This window comes from Cerasicoccus maritimus (assembly GCA_031296935.1).
Classification (GTDB): Bacteria; Verrucomicrobiota; Verrucomicrobiia; order Opitutales; family Cerasicoccaceae; genus Cerasicoccus; species Cerasicoccus maritimus.
Genome location: JAVDPD010000005.1, coordinates 79150 through 100270, shown reverse-complemented (window position 1 = coordinate 100270; position 21121 = coordinate 79150). Strand labels below are relative to the sequence as shown.

Genomic DNA, 21121 nt, shown 5'->3' with positions numbered 1-21121 from the left:
ACCATCGTTTCACGGTCGGCATTACGGACTCGCCAACTATCAGATCTGACTGTCTATTACCAACAAGCTATGCCTGACGATACTCCATCGGTCACCAAACGACTGCTCTCGCCCACTCAACGTAACATCGTCGGCGCGGGTTTAACCGTGCTCGCGGGGGTGATCGTGCTCGGCGCGATCTATGGGCTTTTCCTGCTCATGCGCAGCTTCGTCAACACCTTCAGCGACGTGTTGCTGCCCGTGGCGCTGGCGGCGATCCTCGCCACCCTGCTCCGCCCGATCGTCAATTTCTTTGAGACCAAACTGAAACTTAGCCGTGCCAAAAGCATCGGCCTGCTCTTTGCGTTGGTCATTCTGGCAATGGCGGCCCTCGCATCCTACGCGGCCCCGCTCATTTTCAAACAAAGCATCGAGCTGATTGACAGCGCTCCCACGCTGGCTAGCAACGTCATCAATTATGCCTCGGAAAATGCGCCCTGGCTTAAGGACTGGATCGCCGAAAAAACCGGCGGTGAGTCCATCGATGTGTTGATCAAAAACTTCGTGGCCGAGCACAGCTCCAGCATCAAAACCGCAGTCGAGCAAACCCTCAAAACGCTAGGCACCGCCGGCGGCATTCTCATTGGATTGTTCGCCAAGATCGCCGCCTACGCCGTGGTCCCCGTCTATCTCTTTTACTTGCTCGACAGCCAACGCGACAAGTGGCGCGACATCGAATCGCAGCTCTCGTTCATCGATCAAAAATGGCGCGACGACATCATGTTTCTGATCAAGCAGTTCGTGGACATCCTGGTGTCGTTTTTCCGCGGGCAAATCCTGATCGGCATGATCCTCTCGGTGCTATTTGCCATCGGCTTTGGCCTGAGCGGACTGAAGTTCGCGATCCTGCTCGGCATCATGGTCGGCCTCGGAAACATCGTCCCTTACCTCGGCACGATCCTCGGCGTCGGTGTCGTGCTGCCGCTGGCGTTCTTTCAAACTGGCGGCGGCTGGCCAACGGTCGGCTTCTGCGTGCTGACTTTCGCGGTCGTGCAAGTCGTCCAAGACTACGTGCTCACGCCGAAAATCATGGGCGACAAAACCGGCATGGGCCCAATGCTCATCATCTTCTCGATCTTCTTTTGGGGCACCGCGCTGGGCGGCATCCTGGGCATGATTATGGCCATCCCGCTGACCGCGTTCTTCCTCGTTTTCTGGCGCTTGGCGCGCGAGAAGTATCTGCCCAAGCTGATGAATTCCCTGAAGGCGGATGAGCAAACTGCCTAGCTGACGCACGGCCCTGCCCGTTCCCTGCTCGCTTCAGCCAATAGCCGATGAGTTCGGTTCCCAAACGGGAACCGACGCCAAGATGTCTGTTTTTACCTCTCCAGGATACACAGCAAAGATCGGAAAATTAGGGGACAAGCTTGCCGCCTGGGTCCTTATTGCTGCTTCAATTTCCTCTTGAGCGTATCGTGCTGAAAAGTGAATCAGAATGAGCGCCTCCAATTGAAGCTTAGAGGCCGCGCGCAATACTTGAGGCAAATTGGAATGGGAACTACGCGCGGTCTCAGGCTCTAAAAAAGTCGCCTCATGGATCAAAATCCGAACTCCATCCCAGTGCTCTGACTCCAGCTCCGGCGCATCACCGGAATAGCCAATGAGCTTCTCTGTCCGCACCTCTGTGATCGCCTCCTCCCCTTGGGCCGCACGCAGTTCCGCTATTTCCCGACCTGGAAGATTGCGATATTCAGTCTTCAACGTTCGACGCTGAGAACAGATGGTGTAGTCAAGTGCTTTGCAGAGATCTCCAGCAATGACGTGATTCGACTTCCGAGCTTCAACCGAAAACTCGCCCTTCAAGTTCACCACTGCGTCCGCCTGAAGGCCGGTCCATGTTGCGGCACCGGATTGTGGATCGAATTTCGCAAAAAAATCTTTCAGTGCCGGAAAAGAACCGCAGTCCTGCGGAAAGTAAATCGCCGGTATGCCATCACGCGCATTTAATTGATTGAGCTGCAACAACCCGCAGATGTGATCGCGGTCAGCATGCGTCACGAAGACATGCCGAACCTTGCGGCTCTTTTGTCCCAAGCATGCACTGACCCCATCTCCCGCATCCAGCAAGACACCGAAATTCTCAATAAAAACCCATGTCGCGAAGAGCGCAGTCGAAGAGGCTGTAATAATTAGACGCATGTCGTGATTAAGAATACATTTTAGTGAAACTGGCAAAGCAAACTTTCAGACGCCTCGCCGACGATAAGTATTTGCCCAAGCCGATGAATCCCTGAAGGCGGATGAGGAAGCGGCGGCGACGCTTGGTCGCTCAGTAGGCGATACTTAAGGTGCTCCAGAGGCTTGAAACTCGCCGACTTTTCATACTGAAATTATGGCAGATAGCGAGCTTGGAGGCAAGCAAGAGAGCACTATTTGATTACTTTGCCAAAGATTAACTGGCTCCAAAAATCACATACGGAATGCCAATCAGTCGACAGCCAACTCTCCAAGATGTGTGCTTTGAAAACGATACTGTCCAAGTAGAAAACGACGAGCGCTGCCAGAAAAACAACTAACATTGCGAACTGTGCAGAACGCCAATGCAGAACTGGCTTAGCTACGGCTTCCATCAGTCCTTGACCGGGTAACTCCCCAGCCACTTCACGAGCGGGCAGCCGGCCTTCAGCTCGGTGACGGCGGCTTGGACCGCTTCGTCCTCCCAGTGGCCATCGATGTCGATGTAGAACAAGTAGTCCCAGGCCTTGCGGCGGCTGAGACGAGATTCAATTTTAGTCATGTTGATGCCGCGTGAGCTGAAGGGCTTAATCGCATTTTCCAGGGCACCGGGCTCGTCGTTGATCGATAAAATGAGACTCGTGCGGTCGTGGCCGGTGCCGCCGCCAACGGGTTCGCGGCCAAGGACAATGAAACGCGTCACGCTTATTGCGACATCTTGGATGTTTCGCTTGATCACGGGCACGCCGTAGCGCTCGGAGGCCAACTCGCTCGCTAACGCCGCCACGCCCTCGGTTTCGCCAGCCAGCTTAACTGCCTGGGCGGTGCTGTCGGCATCGACTTGCTTGGCATGCGGCAGATGGCGCGCCAACCAGTCGCGGCATTGCGCAAGGGCCTGGTCTTTGGAGTGCACTTCCTTGATGTCCTCCAGCGCGGAGTTGGAGATCAGGCAATGCTCGATGGGCAGGAAAATTTGATTAATGATCGTCAGATCGGTCTCCGCGAGCATGTCCATCGAGTGGCTGACGACGCCGCCAGTGGAGTTCTCAATCGGGACCACACCGTGATGCGCCTCGCCCTTTTCGACGGCGGCAAACACATCGGGGATCGTCGCCAGCGGTACATATTTGGGCTGAGCCCCGAAATTCTTGCGCGCGGCCTGCTCGGTGTAGGTCGCCTCTGGTCCGAGGTAGGCAATGGTCAGCGGCTCTTCCAGCGCGATCATCGCGGAGATGATTTCGCGGTAAATGGCGCGCATGCCAGCCTCGGAGAGCGGCCCGGTGTTGACATCGCTCAGCTTGCGCATGAGCGCTTCCTCGCGACCCGGGTGATAGATCGGCAGCCCCGCCTCTTGCTTTACGCGCGCGACTTCGTGCGCCAGGCGGAAACGTTCGTTCAGCTTGGCGATGATTTCGCGGTCGATAGCGTCGATTTTATCACGGACGGGATTGAGATCCATGCGGGAACGATAAGCGGTCCGCGCTCCGGGGAAAGGGAAAAATATAACCTTCTATTCGACGCCTGATTCCGCCCTCTACTTCGACCGCAGTGCCTTGAGCTTTTCGTAGGCTTGGAGCGCGCGGTTACGGCCACGCTTGTGGTCGACGATGGGTGCCGGGTAATCGCGGCCAATCACCACGCGATTTAACTGGTCGAATCCGGCCTCCCAGGGCTCGTGGATCACCTTCGTTTCCACGAGGCGCAGCTCGGGCACCCATTCGCGCACGTAATCGCCGTTGGGGTCAAATTTCTGCCCCTGCAAGATCGGATTGAACACCCGGAAGTATGGCGCGGCGTCCGCGCCACAACCTGCGCTCCACTGCCAGCCTTGCGTGTTGTTGGCGAGGTCGGCGTCGACGAGCGTATCCCAGAACCAGCGTGCGCCTTCCTGCCACGGAATCAGCAGGTGCTTCACGAGGATCGAGGCCACGATCATGCGCACGCGGTTGTGCATCCAGCCAGTGGCCCAGAGTTGGCGCATGCCGGCGTCGACAATCGGGTAGCCAGTCTCGCCCTTTTGCCAGGCGCGGAGGAGCTGCTCGTCCATCTCCCACGGAAAGTGGTTAAACTCCGGGCGCAAGGCATCAGTTGGCGTGTGTGGAAAGTGAAACATCAGGTGATGCGAAAACTCGCGCCAACCAACCTCGGACAAAAACTTTTTGCCGCCTTTGACGCCAGTCGAATCATGTTTGTCAAACGCGGCAAAGACTTCGCGCGGACCAATCTGCCCGAAGTGCAAGTATGGCGAGAGGCGCGAGGTGCCGTCCATATCCGGACGGTCACGATCACTCACATAGCCCGAAGCGCCGCTGGCAGCGAGCTTGCCTAGACGTTGGCGTGCGGCAGTGCTCGTGGGCGTCCAGAAATCGTAGAAGCCGGAGTCCCATTTAATCGTTGGTAGGAGTTCCAGCTCATCCAGCTCCAGCGACGCGGGTTGCTCGCTAAGCGGCCTGGCTTGGCGGTGATCCACGCTGACGGGCGGCACAATATCCTGTTTGAGGCAATGCTTCCAATACGGCGTAAAAACCTGAAACGGCTTACCTGACTGGTTCTTGATTTTCCAGGGCTCGAAGAGCAGCGATGCATTGAAGCTTTCGACCTCGAAGCCATCGGCGGTCAGCGTTTCCTTGATCTGCGTGTCGCGCTTGATGACATCCGGCTCATAGCGACGATTCCAGTAAACGGCGTCGGCGCGCGTATCTTGGAGCAGTTGCTTGAGTTCGGCGCCGGTCTGACCGCGGCGAATAATCAACCGCAAGTCGTAGTCGGCCAGTTGATCGGCGAGGTCCTTGAGCGCATGGTACAGCCACCATTTGGTCGCACCGCCAAAAGACCACTGCCCCTCGCCTTTTTCATCGCAGATAAATACCGGCACGATCGGCCCGCCACGCTCGATAGCGGCTTGTAGGGCTGGGTTATCGTGAATGCGTAGATCCTGGCGAAACCAAACCAGGCAGGGAGCGGTAGAAGAATCGGGCACAGTTCAGTAAATGAACTCACAGCCAATGTGCAAACGGCAGTGCAAGAATATTTGCTAATGCACTTGCTTGAACCAGATCAGCCAAGCTGCAACGAGCCCTAAGATTACCCCACCTAATGCTAATAGCAGGGGCACCTTACTTTTTCTCTCCTTCCGTACACGCCGGATATTTGTTCTTTCGTACTTAGCAGCTCTCACTATTGCCATGCTATATTACCTCAGACAACGAGCAAATTAAAAAGGTTCATCGTCGAACGCGGGGGCTAATGTAGTGCAAAGATACTAGCAGCCTGTCGGATTTGATGGCCTAGCTTTGCTGAAGTTGATTTGCTGTTTTGATGGATTTTGTGATGGTAGATCGGGAAACGCCTCTTTTGTTACCGGTTGATATGCGTGAGTGGGTTGCTGAGGACGACCCGGTGCATTTCATCTTGGAGGCGGTTGATCGCGTTGACTTGAGCGCTTTCAAGATAAAGCGCACGCGAGCGGGCAAGTCGCAGTATCCGCCGCGGATGCTGTTGGCGCTGCTGATTTACAGTTACAGCCACGGATTGTTCGGTTCCCGCCGTATCGAGCGCGCGACCTACCGGGACGTTTGCGTGCGTTACCTGACGGGCGACACGCACCCGGACCACGACACCATTTGCGCTTTTCGTCGTGAAAACCACGCGGCCTTCACGGCGTGTTTTCTTGAGGTGTTGCTTTTGGCGCGCGAGTTGAAGCTGTTCAAGCTGGGCACGGTCGCCATCGATGGCACGCACGTGAGGGCCAACGCGAGCAAGGACCGCAACGTCACCTACGAACGGGCCCGGCAGCTCGAAACGCGCCTGAGCGCGGACATCGAGGCGCTTTGCGCCCGGGCCGAGCAGGCCGACAACACGGAAGTGGACGAGCGCCTGCCGTCGGAGATTGCCCGTCGCCAAGCCCTGCGCGAGCAGATGGATGCGGCCCAGCGGACCCTGCAAGCACGGGCCAAAGAGCGCGCCGCCGCCCAGCGCCCGGCCTACGAAGCCAAAGTCCAGGCGCACCAAAAGCGTAATGGCAAGGGCCGTCGTCCCGAGCCGCCGGACGACCAACCTGCCTCCGGCGAACAAACCAACCTGACCGATCCGGATTCGCGCCTGATGCGCAAAGGCAAAAGCAGCGCGGTGACGCAAAGCTACAACGCCCAGGCCAGCGTTGACCCCACTTCAATGAATGGAGATTGATCTATTAACCTTGTTTTGGAAAGCCTACAGCCCGTAGCCACATCGTATTCTCAAACTCAAATCATCTTCTTTTGAGGTAAGAGCCTGAGGGAGTGGTGCTTTGTAAGCATGCATTCTACGATAAATCACGATGAACCTTAAAAAAGAGGCGCCCAATGGACGCCTCTTTAAATTGATAAAACTGCCCTTCTAGCAAAAAGGGAACGACGATGATTAGTTAATCCGCTGCTCCATGTAGCGGGCCAGCTCGATCAACACCGTGTTGTTACCGCCGAGCTGCTCGAAGCGCTTAATCGCCTCTTCGGTGTGCTCGTGGGCCTTGGCGCGAGATGCCTCCAAGCCGTAGAGCGCCGGGTAAGTCATCTTGTTGTTCTCTTCGTCCGCGCCCACGGGCTTGCCCATCGTTTCGGCGTCGGAAGTTGCATCCAGAATGTCATCGATGATTTGGAATGCCAAACCGATGTGCTTGCCCGCTTCGCGCATGATGGCCACATTTTCGGCGGACGCGCCCGTGAGGCGATAGCCCATCGTCAGCGAAGTGGTGATCAGTGCGCCGGTTTTGTTCAGGTGAATGAACTCCAGCCGGTCCGCAGTCGGCTCGTCGCGCTCACCAAGGAGGTCTTCCATTTGGCCGCCGATGAGCTTCTCGCTGCCAGCGGCGTCACCGAGGTCGTGTACCAGATCGACGGCGAGTTGCGGATCGTAGCGATACTTGTCGGCCAGAATCCAGAGCGCGTAGGTCAGCAGGGCATCACCAGCAAGCAGCGCGGTTTCTTCGTCGAACTGCTTGTGGCAGGTCGGGCGACCACGGCGCAGATCGGAGTCGTCCATGCAAGGCAAGTCGTCGTGGATCAGGCTGTAGGTGTGCATGCATTCCATTGCCACGCAAGCGGACATCGGATCATTCTTCGACTCAAAAAGCTCATATGCCGCGAGGATCAAACAGGGGCGCAAACGCTTGCCACCAGCCAACACACTGTAGCGCATGGCTTCGTGGAGCACTGCCGGGCGGACGCTGGCAGCGGGGGTGAGTTCGTCGAGTGCTTTTTCGACGCGTTCGCGGTATTCGTTTACTGTTGCTTTGAAATCCATGGGCGTGAGAATCAGGGCGTAAAAACCGGCAGATATGGCAAGCATTGAAACTATTGGCGAGCGCATTTTTACGGAACACGACAGCTGGAAGAAGCTGTTGATCGGCGGAGCGCTGTGTTTAACCATCATTGGACTCCCCTTGGCGTTCGGCTATCTCTTTGCCTACGCCTTCATGCTGCGCCGTGACGCGAGCGCCGCCCTCCCCGATTGGGACAACTGGCAGCGCATGTTCATGGTCGGCCTCCACGGGCTGGCAGTCTTCATTGCCTGGGTGGGCATTCCGCTCGTGCTGGCGGTCCTGATCACCTGGCTTTTCGGCATGGTCCCTGGCTCGTTTCTGGACATTTTCTCCTGGCTCGCACGATCGGCAGCATTCGTCGTCGGCCTACCGATGTTTTGCTCCGCGTTGATCCTCTACCAGCGCACCCAAAACTTCGCTTCGCTGGCCGATGTGGAGAATATCTTTGCGCCGGTTGAAGCCAATTGGAAGAAGCTGCTCATCCCCAGCATTGCCTGGGTTGGCCTCATGGCCATTGGCCTGCCGCTACTGCCGTTTACCTTTTTTCTTGGCATGGTGCTGTTCGTGGCTTACGCGATTCCGCTGCTTTCTCATTCAAACGGAGAAGCGCCGAAGTTGTAAACGAATCAGATCATGCCGACATACGATTACCATTGTGCCGCCTGCGACACAGAATTTGAGCACTTTCAGTCCATGAAGGACGACCCGCTGAGCGATTGTCCCCTCTGCAATAAGAAGGGCAAAGTGAAGCGTCAGATCAGCTCGGGAGCAGGCATTATCTTCAAAGGCAGCGGCTTTTACGAAACCGACTACAAGAAAAAGTCGGGCAGTAAGTCCAGCGATAGCCCCAAATCGGACTCCAAAAAGGAAACCAAGTCCGAGAGCAAGAAGAGCGACGCCAAGAAAGACTAAGCTGGCTCGAATTGCCGCAGGAACTCTGTGCGCCAATAGTAGTGATCGAGGAGGCTTGGATCATCTTCGCCCAAGAGCTTTTTGGCCAAATAAAGCGCCTCAACTGATGCCAGCCCACGAGTGGGGTCCTCGGCAATCTTACTGACGCGCGGGTAAGCCGTGCGCACCTCCATTGGCAGCGTGCGTAGGATTGGCTCGCCCTGCACGGATGTCATCAACTGCGGCAAGAGCCGCCAGGTGGAATCCAGCAAAAGCAGCGGATGCCCGGCGTCATCCGGCGATATCACCGGCGCGTCGATCGCCAGCAGAATGTAGCCCGTGGCGTCAAAGGTGAAGCGGTCGTGCGCCTTATGGAATTCCAAGTCTGGACGCCCACGCAGCGGCTCCAGCGAGCACTTGCTCAACCGCTCTTTCGGGTGCCGAATGATGGTCACGGGCGTGCTCATGGGACGAGGATCTTGCGGCGCAAATCCCTGGCCTCTTCGTTTTCGGGCTCCAGCAGAATGGAGCGCTCCACGGCCATGAGCGCCTGCGAACGCGAGTCCGGCGAGTAATTCAAATACACCGCGTAGTAATACCAAACATCGGAACGATTGGGCGCGACAAGCGTCGCCTGCTGATAAAATTCGCCTGCTTCACCCAGTTTTGCCTGCTCGGCCAAGGCATTGCCGAGATTGATCCATGCCAATGGAAGTTCGGGACAAACTTCGATTGCCTGGCGCGCATAGCCTTCTGCCTCTTCCCCGTATCGTTCGCCTTGCCCCGGATGCAACAACTCCTGCGCGGCCACCGCATAACTGAGGTCCGACCAAGCATCAGCATGATCCGGCGTTTCCTCCACGGCGAGTTGCAGCAGCTCAATCATCTCGGCGTAAAACGCCTCATCCTGCTTATATTGGCTCACATTCTGGTCGAATTGGCTCACCATTTCGCGGCCATTGTAAGCATAGAAATAACCGGAATAAATCGGCAGGGCCAACAGCGGGATCAGCAACGCCAAACCGCCCCCCAGCACGAGGATTCCCGTCTGCCAACCTCCTGACCGTGGAATCGTCAGTCGATCTCCAGGCAGGCATTTACAAATTAAGCCAAGGTAGAAGAAGAAAAGCATCATTAGCGCCGGAGTTTTCAGGTGGAACTCCAGCAGCAAATGCGCGCAAAACATCAGCAGTCCCATTCCCAAGGCACCGAGTATAAACCGGTGCGTGGGCGTTCGCAGGCTATGCTTGCGGCTGTTGCCACTCACCTTCACCACGACTGGTTGGCGCATCCACTCACAAAGCGCCTTAAACACAATCCAGCCCACGGCGCCCCAAAACAAGAGGAAGCCCACGGCCCCCTGATCCGCCAGCATTTCCAGGTAATCATTATGCGCATGGATGGGGTTGCGGTTAAAGCCTTCGGGCCGCTGATCTTCAAACAGCACGCCGTAGCCGCCAACTCCGTTTCCAATCAACGGCGCATCCAAGAACTGCGCCCACGCCGCCTGCCACATCACGGGGCGACTGCTCTCGCCGCCTACATCGATGGACTGCGTGATGCGGTCCTGAAACTGCGGATTAAAAGCATAAAGCATCCCCAACGTGCTCACAAAAAGCCCGCCGAGCAACAGCCAGTACATGACCATCGTGCGCAGCTTCGCCTGCACCACCAACGGCAGAAGAAAAATCCCCACGGCAGTCAGCATCAAAGCCCCACGCGACATCGATAAGAACACCGCGCCAATCGCAATGATCCCGGCACAGACGAAGAAAGCCCGCGCCATGCCAGTGAATCGGCGGCTGAATCCGGCCACCAGCATCGGGAACCCGACCATCATCATGAAGCCCGCGTAAGCATTGGGCGCTCCAAAGAATCCGGATGCGCGGCCCAGATATTCTCCGGGCAAACTCACACGATTCAGCACACTGGCGAATGGATCGAAAAGCTTGGGTAACCATTCGGGCCGGTAAAAAAACTGCATGATGCCAATCGCGACACCGAGAATGACGATACTCACGAGCGCAATCATCACGAACCAAACGTGATTCTTCGTGCGGAAATTCTGCACCGCCAACCAAAAAATTGTCACACCCTGAATGAGATTCAGCAGCTCTGCGCGCCCCCGCCATTCAAAGGGACTCCACAGCAGCAGGTTCGCCGCCGTGTAGATCAGCGCCGGCATGAAGATGAAACCAAGGGGATTGATCTTAACCGCCTCACGAAAGTTACCGGCTAATAGCCCCATAGTATGCAGCGCAATCGCTAGACCACAAATGCCAATTGACAGCAGCATTGTATCCGGTTGCGAGCCACCCAATTGATAACACAGCACAAACAGCCAAGCACAGACGCACAGCGTTATGGCCCAATCGAGAAAATTGGCCAAGGTCAGTTCGCCAAATACGGCAACCTTATGGTGTTTCGAATAACGCGCCGCCATGCGGGGTCAGCTAAGTGTTTCGGGGAATGAATTAAACAGCTCATGCTTATGCGAGCGCGCTAAATGCTCGCAAACCTAAAAAACATGTCTTTTGCTCCTATCCACCATGACACCCAAAGAAGTTATCGCTCTGGCTCAGGCCCAAGACGTTAAAATGGTCGACTTGAAGTTCTGCGACCTACATGGCGCTTGGCAGCATTTTACGATCCCCGTCAAACAGCTCACCGAAGAACTATTCGAAGAAGGCCTCGGGTTCGACGGCTCTTCGATCAGAGGCTGGAAGACCATCGAAGCCTCGGATATGCTCGTTATCCCAGATGCCACCACGGCCTGGATGGACCCCTTCACCGAAATGGCGACCCTTAGCCTGCTCTGCGATATCGAGGAGCCCATCACCCGCGAGCCCTATGAACGCTCCCCCCGGGGCGTAGCGAAAAAGGCCGAGCAATACCTGCTCTCCACCGGCATTGCCGACACCGCCTATTTCGGCCCGGAAGCCGAGTTCTTCATTTTTGACGACGTCCGCTACGGCGGTGCCAACAACGAAGCGTTCTACCGCGTCGACTCCGATGAAGGCGCTTGGAACACTGGTCGCGAAGAATTCCCAAACCTTGCGTACAAGATTCGCCCCAAGGAAGGCTACCTGCCCGTTTCTCCGGCCGACAAAGGCATGGACATCCGCAACGAAATGGTCGCCGTCATGATGGAGCTTGGGCTCGAAGTCGAGGCTCAGCACCACGAAGTCGCCACCGGCGGCCAAGCCGAGATCGACCTCAAATTCGACACCTTGCTCAAAATGGCCGACATGATGTGCACCTACAAATATGTCGTGCGCAACGTCGCTGCCCGCCGCGGAAAGACCGCCACCTTCATGCCGAAGCCGCTCTTCAGCGACAACGGCTCGGGCATGCACACCCACCAGTCCCTCTGGAAAAACGACAAACCGCTCATGTCGGGCGAGGGCTACGCCAACCTGTCTCAAAACGCGCTGTATTACATCGGCGGCTTGCTCAAGCACGCCCCTGCCCTCTGCGCAATCACCAACCCGACAACGAATTCCTACAAGCGCCTCGCGCCGGGCTTTGAAGCGCCCGTCATGCTGGCCTACTCCGCGCGCAACCGCTCTGCGATCTGCCGCATCCCGACCTATTCCAACAGCCCGAAATCCATCCGCGTCGAGTTCCGCAGCCCGGACCCCGCGGCGAATCCCTACCTGGCCTTCTCTGCGCTGCTCATGGCCGGCCTCGACGGCATCGAGAACAAAATCGATCCGGGCGAAGCGATGGACAAAAATCTCTACGACCTGCCGCCGGAAATCGCTGCCAACGTTGCCCGCGTTCCCGGCAGCCTCGGCGAGGCGCTGGACGCCCTCCGCAACGATCACGAATTCTTACTGAAGGGCGAAGTCTTCACCGCTGATTTTATTAAGAACTATATCTCAGTAAAGCAGGCTGAGCACGACGCGATTCGCTTGCGTCCGCACCCACATGAGTTTAGTATGTATTTTGACGTGTAACCAGTTAGCTTATTATTCATCATCCATTACTGGCGCGCTTCTACCAGAAACAATATCATCATGACTAACACCAATGCCATTGAGGGCGGCGCTGAGCTGCTGCGCCGCCATGCGCTATTTCATAAAATAAATGATGCAGCTCTGGAGCGTTTCCTCAACGTTCTAAAAGTCGAGAAATACCAAAGTGGCGACGCCATCATCCGCGAGGGTGAGACCGGCAACCGCCTTTACATGATCTCCTCGGGCCGCGTGGTCATCGAGAAGAAAGTCTTCAACAAGGAAGCCATCACCTCCGAGCGCATTGCCGTGCTGCAAAAGGGTGAAACCTTTGGTGAAATGGAGTTGGTCGACACCCAACCGCGCTCGGCCACCGTGCGCGCGCTGGAAGACACAACTTGTCTTTCGCTCTCCAGCGAAGATCTCCACTACGCGACCGAAGACGACGTCATGACCTTCTCTCAGGTGGTTATGAACCTCGCCCGCGAAATCAGCCTACGCCTCCGCAACACCGATGTCTGGCTAGCCGGCTCGCTGTTCAGCATCCGCCAGCGAGATTAGCGCATCGAAGAATTCCTCCTTCAGCATTTCGAAAAGGCCGTCCCAATGGACGGTCTTCTTTTTTTTGGTTCATCATCATTTACCGGGGAATGCATGTTTAATCTAAAGGAAGAAGTATTCTGTATCCCTGTAACCGTGTGCCAGGACAGATCCAGGCGCTCGGCGATATGCTTGATCGGCAGTATCCGGCATATCGCTTTGACGTAGCGCACCAAGCGATCCGTCATGCGTTGGAGCTTGGAAAGCCAGCTGATCTGCTCACGACGACGCCCTCAATTCGGGCAATCGACCCGACCTACCGGGAGCTCCAGTGTCAGCCGACTATCCAATAGATCGAAATCGCGGATTCGACGCTCAACCCTCTCATGGATCTGCGACACCTCTGACCACAACCGCTACAAAACGCCACCCCCTCAGGCTCTAATCTCACCAGAAGATGCTTCTGGCTGAGAAAACGGTACGACTGCAGAATGTAGCCTCTCCAAAACAGGGAGAATAAATCAATTTTCATTCATTGAAGCGGGGTTGAAGCTGGATGGCTAGTGTCAGAACTTTATCTCTAGCTTCTTCACCGCTTCTTTGCACGACATTCGCCCGTATTTGACGATGAACCTTAAAATGGACTTAGACGACATTCCAAGAAGGCATCTAAAAAGTCTGATCGAGTTGGCGAGGTGTTTTCGAGAGGCAATATTTCGGCTTCTGAATCGAGGCAAATCCAGTTTCGCTGAAGTGAAGAAATGATATTTTCCCCTTGAAGACGTTTTCAGGCGAAAATCACTTGAGTTTTTAGACGTCCTCTAGGATTTTCTGCTTCGCATAAAACCTGCCGGGATTAAGCTGAAACACCATGTCACACGCGCATCATGATCATGGCGGCCACTCGCATGAGGGCCATTCGCATTCCGCCAAAGGCATTCCCAAGCAACGCCTGCTCCAGGCACTGGGCATCAGCCTGATCATCACTGCTGCGCAGATCATCGGTGGAATCATCTCCGGCAGCTTGGCCCTGATGTCCGACGCGCTCCACACCGCCACCGACGCCGTAGCCCTGCTCGCCAGCTTCATCGCGGTCAAACTCGGTGAAAAGCCCGGCACGCCAAAGCACACCTTTGGCCTCAAACGAGCGGAAATCGTGGCTGCCGCCATGAACGCGGGCGTCCTGATCGGTATCAGCCTGTGGCTGCTTTACGAAGCAGCCATGCGCTTCATCCACCCGGAAGAGGTCAAGGCGAGCTGGATGATTGGCGTGGCATTCGTTGGCCTCGTCGCAAACATAATCAACGCCATTCTCCTGCAAAAGGGTGCCAAGGATAACATCAACATGCGCTCGGCCTACCTCCACGTCCTCAGCGACGCGGTCGTCAGCGTCGGCGTGATTCTGGGTGGGGTGGCAATCATCGTCTGGGGCGAAGGCGTCAAGTGGATCGATCCGCTGCTAACCGTCATCATTTCCCTTTGGCTGATCAAAGAAAGCTGGGGCATCGTCGAGGAGTCCATCCGCATCATCATGATGGGCACGCCGCCCAACATCGACGTGCAGGAGGTAGCGGACTCGATCAAAGGCATCGCGGCCGTCCGCGATACCCACCACGTCCACATCTGGTCACTCAATGACCAAACAATCCATTTCGAAGCCCACATCGACGTCGACGACCGCCTCGTCAGCGAATGCAATTGCCTCGTCGACGAGATCGAAGACCTCCTCCACGACAACTACGAGATCACCCACGTCACGCTTCAATTTGAAAGCGGCCGCTGCGACTCCCCCACCCTGATCCGCGTGACGGACTCGCACTAAAATGAGCTGGCCCCGTAATGTTGGACAGGTTGCTATCACCAGTTAAATTCTAGCAACCCATGAAGAAGAGATGTAAATTCACCTCGGAGTTTAAGGGGTATACCTTTTCTCGGTTAAATTGAGATATTGAGCACGATACTTGCTTTAGTGTCTTTGGCGCAGACTTATCCGATGCGCAGATGTCGGTGGTCCGGGCCGCGCGTCAGGCGGACTCTATTCCGCAGAAGGCGCGGATATTGACCAAGGGCGGCATTGGCGCTGATATGCGGCGCACGCTCATGGAGAATGGCTTCGTCTGCTTCGTGGCCGGCACGCTGGTCATGACGGATCAGGGGGCCCTGCCCATTGAGTCGATCGAACCTGGCATGTATGTGCTCAGCCGCTATGACAATGAAACGGGTGAGCTCGTTTGGGCGCCAGTGGTCGAGCGCTACGAGCATGAGACCGAGCAGCTGTGCACGCTGACGCTTGAATCATGGGATGGCCTTCAGAGCACGGTGACCACCACAGCCGAGCATCCATTCTTTGTGGATGACTTTGGCTGGACCGATGCCGCCCTGATTCCATTCGGCAGCGAGCTGCGCCTGGAGGATGGTTCGACGGCGACGCTGGTCGAGCGCCAGCTTAGCGCCGCGCCCGAGGGCGCCAGTATCCCAGTCTACAACCTGGAAGTGGCCGAGACGCACACCTACTTCGTATGCCTGCCAGAAGGCGACGAGCTGTTATGGGTGCATAATCAATGTGCGGGAGCGGATGCCTCAAAACAAGGAGGGAACTCTCAATTAACAAATGATGCCATAGCTTATTTGCACGACATCGAAGCTCAGACTGGATTAAGAGTTCACGCGAAACAACGAGCTATCTTGGCAAACGATCTTCGTCAAAATAGTTATTCTCGATTGTCTAAAGAAGCAGGGGAAACACATAGGCTGGAATTTAGCCGAACTAAAAATAAATTGATTAAAGAATGGGAAGCTGAAACAGGACAAGTGTGGCCTACCTATGCGGACGATCTTTTTAATGATGAAGGAAAACTCTTGAGAAAAGCTGGGGATTATTATGATGGCCATCACATAATTGAAAATGTGTATGGAGGCCCACATACTTGGTGGAATATACATCCGGCTAGATTCCCAGATCAGCACCAGGGCGGGCTCCATCGTTCACTTAAAAAAGGTGGTGTAGTTAGGCGTATATTTAAGAAATAAAGGAAAACGATCATGTTTGATTATACTAAAGAAAAGCAAATCGTAGATGAAATAGGTGGCTCGTTGAGAAAATTGAAAAAACAAGAGCTAGATGATATCAAGGGCGAGCATCAAGGGGTTCCGGAGGACTATTTAGACTTCATCGGAGAGATTGGCTCAGGTGATATATACGACGGAGGATACAAAATCTATGATGGATTAGTTAAGCCTTCGAGTATTTATGATGAAGATACGGCAGAGGATCTTGAAGGCGTCTTATTTTTTGGAGATGACTACCAAGGTTATTGTGTTGGTTTTGATGTTAATGATGACTGGAAAGTCGTGGAATACGATTCAAGTTTAGGCGAGCTTGATGTTATCGCAGAATCATTTTCTGAATTTATTAAAGCAAAATTAGCTCGAATTAAGTCTGTATTAGATGGGTAATCGCGACCTAATCCTCCGCAACCAAACCACTGCGGCACATCTGCTGCCAGATACGTTCGCATCCTCTCCGCGCTACGCTTGTGCGAGTTCGAGCGAATCTGTCATCAGCTCTGCAGTCCTCGGCCCGGCTGAGGCGCCTTTGCCTGTGGTAAGCTAGAGTTCTGCAAGGTGGCAAGGGGTCGAACGTAGAAAATAGAATCTCCCTTTTACCTCTCCGTATTTTGAGGACAGTTATTAACTATGCATAAGACAAGAAGGTCCAAGGGGGTCAGGCTTTTCGGATTGATATTTTTCGTCTATGCTGAAGTCTTATTTTCATGCCACGAGCGCCACGTGTAGAATTTCCTGGAGCCCGTTATCATGTGATCAATCGGGGGAACTACCGGCAGGATCTCTTTACGAAACACAAGACGGGGGCGGCATTCGAGAAGACTTTGTTTGAAGCTTGTAGGCGGTTTGGTTGGCGGGTTCATGCTTATGTGTTGATGTCGAATCATTATCATTTGGCGCTGGAGACTCCGGAGCCGAATCTGTCGATGGTATGCAGTGGCTGCAGGGGTCGTTCGCAAATCGGTTCAATCATTTCATCAAGACGCCAGGTCACGTCTTCCAAAGTCGCTACAAGGCGCTGGTGGTTGAGCCGGGGCCGTCGCTGTTGCGGGTCGTCAATTACATTCATCTGAATCCGGTCCGAGCGAATTTGTGTGAGCTCAAGGCGTTGAAGGGGTATGAGCTGTCGAGCTTTCCGAAGTTTTTCGAGCCGGATCGTTGGCCGCATTTGACGAGCGAAACCTGGCTGGGGCAGAGTGGTGATTGGTCGCCGGACAAGGCGGGGATGCGGCGTTACCAGAAGCAGTTGGAGTTGGCCGAAGTGGGGCGACCTGCTGAGCGTGAGGTTTATCCCGGGAGAAAAGCCTACTTAGGAAAATCGCAAAAGCCTACGTAGGAAACTGGCCAAAGCCTATACGGTTGTTTCCGAAAAGCCTACGTAGGAAACTCGAAAAGAACCGCTCGGTTCTTTCCCCAGTACAGCATCGGTTATCGAGCAAGTACAGCCACTGTTGTTGCTTCAGTACAGCAGCGGTTCTTTTTGAAAACACAGGTGTGGGAATTGAAAAGCACCCTGGATGGCATCACTGAACGTCAAAAAGCTGGTTGATGATTTCGTCGCAGAGTTCCACTTCGGGAAAAGCCAAAGGGGCAAATGTGAATGGCGCTAAGATTTGGTTCCCAAACGTTTTTCATTTCAGTCTTCTAGAGAGAGCTACGACCTTCTGTGTTCTTGGTTTGGTGAGGAACTGGTATCCCCTTTGGCTCTTCGTTTGACTGCTCTGGATTCAGAGCGGTTTGGCCGAACCGGAATCGGATCGGTTCCAATGCAGCGTAGCAGTTCACTGATGGCGGCTTTGCGTTTGGTTTGATTGGAAGGCGTTGGCGATAACCGGGGCAAAACGGCATGCAGCGGCGCGCGTTCCAGTAGGGCATCGCGTGTTTCATGGAGTGGAGAACAGCGGCGCGGGTTTTCATGCGGCTTGACATGTGCGCATTGGGCACTATCCGGCAACCTAATAAGGCACAACCCTAACGGTATAGGCGTTTTCATTTACCCACCGACGGAAGTTTCATTAATCTGATCTGCGCTGTTGACATTGGCCTAACACATAACAAACGTGTTATGCAATTCGGGCGTCCGCTTGGTCAGCCGTTATGTCATCCTCCCCTTCTCTTAAACCCAATCCTACCGAACTATGCTTCGATTTCCCTCCCTGCCAGGGCATATTTCCGGGCTCTGCGCTGCGCTGGTGGCGCTTTGCGCGAGCACTGCCTCTGCTGACGTGATCGCGCTCGATCTGACCGACGGCTTCAACTACGACGCCTACATCTCCGAGGCTGAGGCCGATCATGCCTTCCTCTATAACCCACCTGGTGACTGGAATCTCGGCGGCCGCATGGTCCACCAAGTCTTCGGCGAGCACTCTCCCGGCACCGGCAGCAGTCGCACCTACGCTTGGGACGACCAGACCACCTCCGGCCTGCCTGCGAGTGGCGCGCTGACCACCAGCTACGGCACATTTCAACTGAGTACAGCGCTCGACGCCGAGCCTGGCGGCGGCTTCGTCCTACCATCGGTTGGCATTACGCCGAGCCAGCCGATCGCGTCGAATGCGGTCCGCGCTTATCGTCCACATACCGGTAGCACGGGCAACCCGCTGGCCATTGCCTCGATGGACTTGCCCGTTGCGCAGCAGGGTTTTTACGATAGCTGCAATTTCCTCGTCTCCGGCAACGACCGCAAAGTGTACATCTACGCGGACTACGATGACGGCTTGGGTGGCGTTGACTCAGAGCTGATTTACGAGTCCCTCGGCACGCCCAAAACTACCAGCGAAACTGGTTTCCCCGAGCCCAATAGCGGCGGCACGCCGGACAATCCCGATGTGGTTGCCGCGCTGACCATGAGCGAATACTGGAGCCAGATGAGCAATTACTCGCTCATCCGCTCGGGCACGGCGACGATGTGGACCTTTGATGATCCTCTCCCGCTCGATGGTACCAAAAAGCTGATCGGCTTCACCCTGGCCATTCACGACAGCGATAGCTGGCAAACTCGCGAAGCCGTCATCTATGCGGCGGCGGCGAACTCCGTGGAAACGGCAATCTATGTCGACGCCAACAGCGGCGATGACACGACGGGCGACGGCTCTAGCGGCAACCCTTACGAGACGCTGCAACATGTCCTCGACAACGTCGTGACCGGTGGCGAAACCGTGGCCCTGCGCGACGGCTCCTATGGCGACATTTTCCTCAACGAAGGTGGCGACATTTTCAGCGACTGGGTAACGATTAAAGCCGCTCCAGGCGCCTCGCCTGAGTTGGATAATTTTACGGTTGCTGGGCCTGGCGGGCCGTCCGACCAGACGGGTGGTTACAACGCCTACATCCGCCTTGAAGGCCTCATCTTGCGTAATGGCTGGCAGTGCGATGGCGGCAAGCACTGGGGACTCTACAACTGCCTCGTCGAGCGCTTTGGTCCGTGGACCGGCAGTGTGGCCAATATTGAAAAGACCGCCGTTAGTTTCCGCAATGGCACGGACATCACTATCGAAGGCTGCGAGATCACCAACACCGGCACGGCGATCTCCGGTCGCGGCCACGACATCCTTGTGCGCGGCAACTACATCCACGACGGCACGCATGACGGCATCCGCGTGATCGGCTGGTGGAATGCGCTCGTCGAAGACAACATCATTTGCCGCTTCGATGACGGCGTCACCGATGCGCAAGAGCCGACTTGGTCCCGCCACTGTGACCTCATTCACATCTTCATTCCCGGCCCCGGCAACCCCGGCATGGAGAACAACGGCGTCACTTTCCGCTACAACGTGCTCTTCGATTCCGAGGCGCAGGGCGTGCAGTTTAACAACTACTACGCCTCCAGTTTGCGGAATAAAAACATCACCTTCGAATACAACGTCTTCGGCCCGACGCAGGCTAACCTTTTCAACAATGCCGACGGCGTGGATAACCTCGTCTTCCGCAACAACACGGTGGCCTACATTCCCAGCGGTCGCACCTTTGGCCTGCATGGCGTGCAATGGCCGATGGATAACCATAGTGTCCGCATCGGCCCATCGACCGGCGTGGAAATTTACAATAACAACCTCGCCCGCATCAGCATCGATGCCAATGCGCAAGTGGATTTGTTCGACTGGAATATCCTCCAGGAAACGCCCAACCCGCTGCCGTCCGGCGTCGATGACAAGCGTGCCTTTGGGCGCTTTACCCAAGTCGGCGTGGACTACGAGCTCGTCAATGCGGCGGACTTCGATGGGGCCTTGCAATCAACCAGCCCGTCCATCAACGCTGCCACGCTGGCCTTCGCGCCGAGCGCTTTGCCGGGTGAAGATTTGGCCGGCACTTTGATCGACCTGCGCCCGGACATCGGTGCCTGGGAAGAGCCGGGCAACTCACCCTCCGCCGAGCCAACGCCAACCATCGTAAACGACACGAAAACCATCTTTGTGGATGACTTCGAGGACGGCCATTACAACGACGTTGACGATTGGCTGAACACCACCGCGACGCAGGGCCTCAGCTGGTATCGCCCGAGCGGTTACGACACGTTTAAGCCTTACGTGCAAATGAGCACCCACCTGAGCCGCCAGGCGCTCTATGAGCCAAACGGCGTTAGCGGGCAGACCAAGAACGCGTGGCTTATCTCCGAGCAAGGCGACGACTGGCAGGAGTACGACCTACAGTTCACCGCCTTCAATGCTTACATCGCGATTGGCTCCGGCGTCACCGTGCTGACCATCGATGAGGACAACTGCTACTGGATCGATATCAGCCGCGACAACGGTCGGCTGATCCGCCGACTCGGCGCTGTGGAAACCGTCCTCGCGACGGACTCCGATATCGAGCTGCCGCACAGTGGCTCGCGCGACTACTTGGTCACGGTGCGTCAGAGCGGTAGCGGTATCACGATCGAGGTTGATGCGGATAACGATAGCTCCGTCGACTTCTCCTACACCGACACGGACTCCACGGCCTTGTCGACCTTTACCGCAGGGGGCATCGGTATCCATACGGAAAATACCAACGTCCATCAAAAGGTCCACTACGATGACTTCCGCGTCGACGTGGTCACCTTCGCCCCTTAACCACCATCACCACACTGCTTTGGGTCGAGTCGAAGAGGTCAAGAGCCTCACTCGTTGGCTCGGCGAGCAACGCTTCATGGCCATCTACGCACACTGAACCTCGG

General features: G+C 55.7%; 19 protein-coding genes and 1 pseudogene. 13 read left to right on the top strand and 7 right to left on the bottom strand.

The features are described 5' to 3' along the window. Window positions 1-69 precede the first annotated feature (69 nt). Window positions 70-1266: an AI-2E family transporter gene (locus RBB62_RS04790; RefSeq protein WP_309397589.1), complete on the top strand. Its 1197-nt coding sequence runs from the start codon at window positions 70-72 to the stop codon at window positions 1264-1266. 33 nt (window positions 1267-1299) lie between these two features. On the opposite strand, the gene RBB62_RS04785 is transcribed toward RBB62_RS04790, so the two are convergent. The 3 genes from RBB62_RS04785 to RBB62_RS04775 all read right to left on the bottom strand — a co-directional run bounded on the left by RBB62_RS04785 (window position 1300) and on the right by RBB62_RS04775 (window position 5194). Continuing rightward, window positions 1300-2178: an MBL fold metallo-hydrolase gene (locus RBB62_RS04785; protein ID WP_309397588.1), complete on the bottom strand. Its 879-nt coding sequence runs from the start codon at window positions 2176-2178 to the stop codon at window positions 1300-1302. A gap of 430 nt (window positions 2179-2608) precedes the next feature. Then, on the bottom strand, window positions 2609-3673 hold the full coding sequence (gene pheA / locus RBB62_RS04780; protein WP_309397586.1) for a prephenate dehydratase: 1065 nt from the start codon (window positions 3671-3673) through the stop codon (window positions 2609-2611). Between the two features lie 75 nt (window positions 3674-3748). Next, window positions 3749-5194: a cryptochrome/photolyase family protein gene (locus RBB62_RS04775; RefSeq protein WP_309397584.1), complete on the bottom strand. Its 1446-nt coding sequence runs from the start codon at window positions 5192-5194 to the stop codon at window positions 3749-3751. A 389-nt stretch (window positions 5195-5583) separates the two neighbouring features. Between RBB62_RS04775 and RBB62_RS04770 the strand changes: the two genes are divergently transcribed. Beyond that, window positions 5584-6402 carry a transposase gene (locus RBB62_RS04770; protein ID WP_309397582.1) on the top strand — a complete coding sequence of 273 codons (819 nt, stop codon included), beginning with the start codon at window positions 5584-5586 and terminating at the stop codon, window positions 6400-6402. A gap of 213 nt (window positions 6403-6615) precedes the next feature. On the opposite strand, the gene RBB62_RS04765 is transcribed toward RBB62_RS04770, so the two are convergent. Beyond that, a complete protein-coding gene (locus tag RBB62_RS04765; RefSeq protein ID WP_309397580.1) occupies window positions 6616-7494 on the bottom strand; it encodes a polyprenyl synthetase family protein in 879 nt (292 codons plus the stop codon). A 34-nt stretch (window positions 7495-7528) separates the two neighbouring features. On the opposite strand from RBB62_RS04765, the gene RBB62_RS04760 reads away from it, so the two are divergent. Both RBB62_RS04760 and RBB62_RS04755 read left to right on the top strand, forming a co-directional pair. Then, on the top strand, window positions 7529-8134 hold the full coding sequence (locus RBB62_RS04760; protein WP_309397578.1) for a DUF4013 domain-containing protein: 606 nt from the start codon (window positions 7529-7531) through the stop codon (window positions 8132-8134). Between the two features lie 12 nt (window positions 8135-8146). Beyond that, window positions 8147-8425, top strand: coding sequence for an FmdB family zinc ribbon protein (locus tag RBB62_RS04755; RefSeq protein WP_309397576.1), 279 nt, complete (start codon window positions 8147-8149; stop codon window positions 8423-8425). Here RBB62_RS04755 and RBB62_RS04750 read toward each other — a convergent pair. Together RBB62_RS04750 and RBB62_RS04745 are read right to left on the bottom strand one after the other, a co-directional pair. Further along, the gene (locus tag RBB62_RS04750) at window positions 8422-8871 is read right to left on the bottom strand and encodes a hypothetical protein (protein ID WP_309397574.1); all 450 of its coding nucleotides are present in this window, start codon (window positions 8869-8871) and stop codon (window positions 8422-8424) included. The two genes, RBB62_RS04755 and RBB62_RS04750, sit on opposite strands and share 4 nt — an antisense overlap. Continuing rightward, window positions 8868-10652 (bottom strand): O-antigen ligase family protein, encoded by a 1785-nt coding sequence (locus RBB62_RS04745; protein ID WP_309397572.1) that lies wholly within the window; start codon window positions 10650-10652, stop codon window positions 8868-8870. Before RBB62_RS04745 ends, RBB62_RS04750 begins: the two co-directional genes overlap by 4 nt. A gap of 301 nt (window positions 10653-10953) precedes the next feature. Here RBB62_RS04745 and glnA point away from each other — a divergent pair, with 301 nt between their 5' ends. Both glnA and RBB62_RS04735 read left to right on the top strand, forming a co-directional pair. Next, on the top strand, window positions 10954-12363 hold the full coding sequence (glnA, locus tag RBB62_RS04740; protein WP_309397570.1) for a type I glutamate--ammonia ligase: 1410 nt from the start codon (window positions 10954-10956) through the stop codon (window positions 12361-12363). Between the two features lie 60 nt (window positions 12364-12423). Continuing rightward, complete coding sequence (locus RBB62_RS04735) at window positions 12424-12921, top strand: cyclic nucleotide-binding domain-containing protein (protein ID WP_309397568.1); 498 nt, start codon at window positions 12424-12426, stop codon at window positions 12919-12921. A 20-nt stretch (window positions 12922-12941) separates the two neighbouring features. Here RBB62_RS04735 and RBB62_RS20260 read toward each other — a convergent pair whose 3' ends face one another. Beyond that, on the bottom strand, window positions 12942-13148 hold the full coding sequence (locus RBB62_RS20260; protein ID WP_425499883.1) for a transposase family protein: 207 nt from the start codon (window positions 13146-13148) through the stop codon (window positions 12942-12944). Here RBB62_RS20260 and RBB62_RS04730 point away from each other — a divergent pair. From RBB62_RS04730 to RBB62_RS04705, 7 genes and pseudogenes are all read left to right on the top strand, one after another. Continuing rightward, the gene (locus RBB62_RS04730; protein WP_309397566.1) at window positions 13059-13253 is read left to right on the top strand and encodes a hypothetical protein; all 195 of its coding nucleotides are present in this window, start codon (window positions 13059-13061) and stop codon (window positions 13251-13253) included. The genes RBB62_RS20260 and RBB62_RS04730 overlap by 90 nt on opposite strands. Window positions 13254-13771: 518 nt before the next feature. After that, window positions 13772-14722, top strand: coding sequence for a cation diffusion facilitator family transporter (locus RBB62_RS04725; protein ID WP_309397564.1), 951 nt, complete (start codon window positions 13772-13774; stop codon window positions 14720-14722). Between the two features lie 179 nt (window positions 14723-14901). Next, window positions 14902-15930 (top strand): polymorphic toxin-type HINT domain-containing protein, encoded by a 1029-nt coding sequence (locus RBB62_RS04720; RefSeq protein ID WP_309397563.1) that lies wholly within the window; start codon window positions 14902-14904, stop codon window positions 15928-15930. Window positions 15931-15942: 12 nt separating this feature from the next. Further along, window positions 15943-16356, top strand: coding sequence for an SMI1/KNR4 family protein (locus RBB62_RS04715; protein ID WP_309397562.1), 414 nt, complete (start codon window positions 15943-15945; stop codon window positions 16354-16356). A 317-nt stretch (window positions 16357-16673) separates the two neighbouring features. After that, window positions 16674-16880, top strand: a pseudogene (locus tag RBB62_RS20200) (transposase); the annotation flags it as partial. 17 nt (window positions 16881-16897) lie between these two features. Beyond that, complete coding sequence (locus tag RBB62_RS04710; protein ID WP_309397561.1) at window positions 16898-17302, top strand: hypothetical protein; 405 nt, start codon at window positions 16898-16900, stop codon at window positions 17300-17302. 802 nt (window positions 17303-18104) lie between these two features. Beyond that, window positions 18105-21017, top strand: coding sequence for a right-handed parallel beta-helix repeat-containing protein (locus RBB62_RS04705; protein ID WP_309397559.1), 2913 nt, complete (start codon window positions 18105-18107; stop codon window positions 21015-21017). The last annotated feature ends 104 nt before the right edge of the window (window positions 21018-21121 follow it).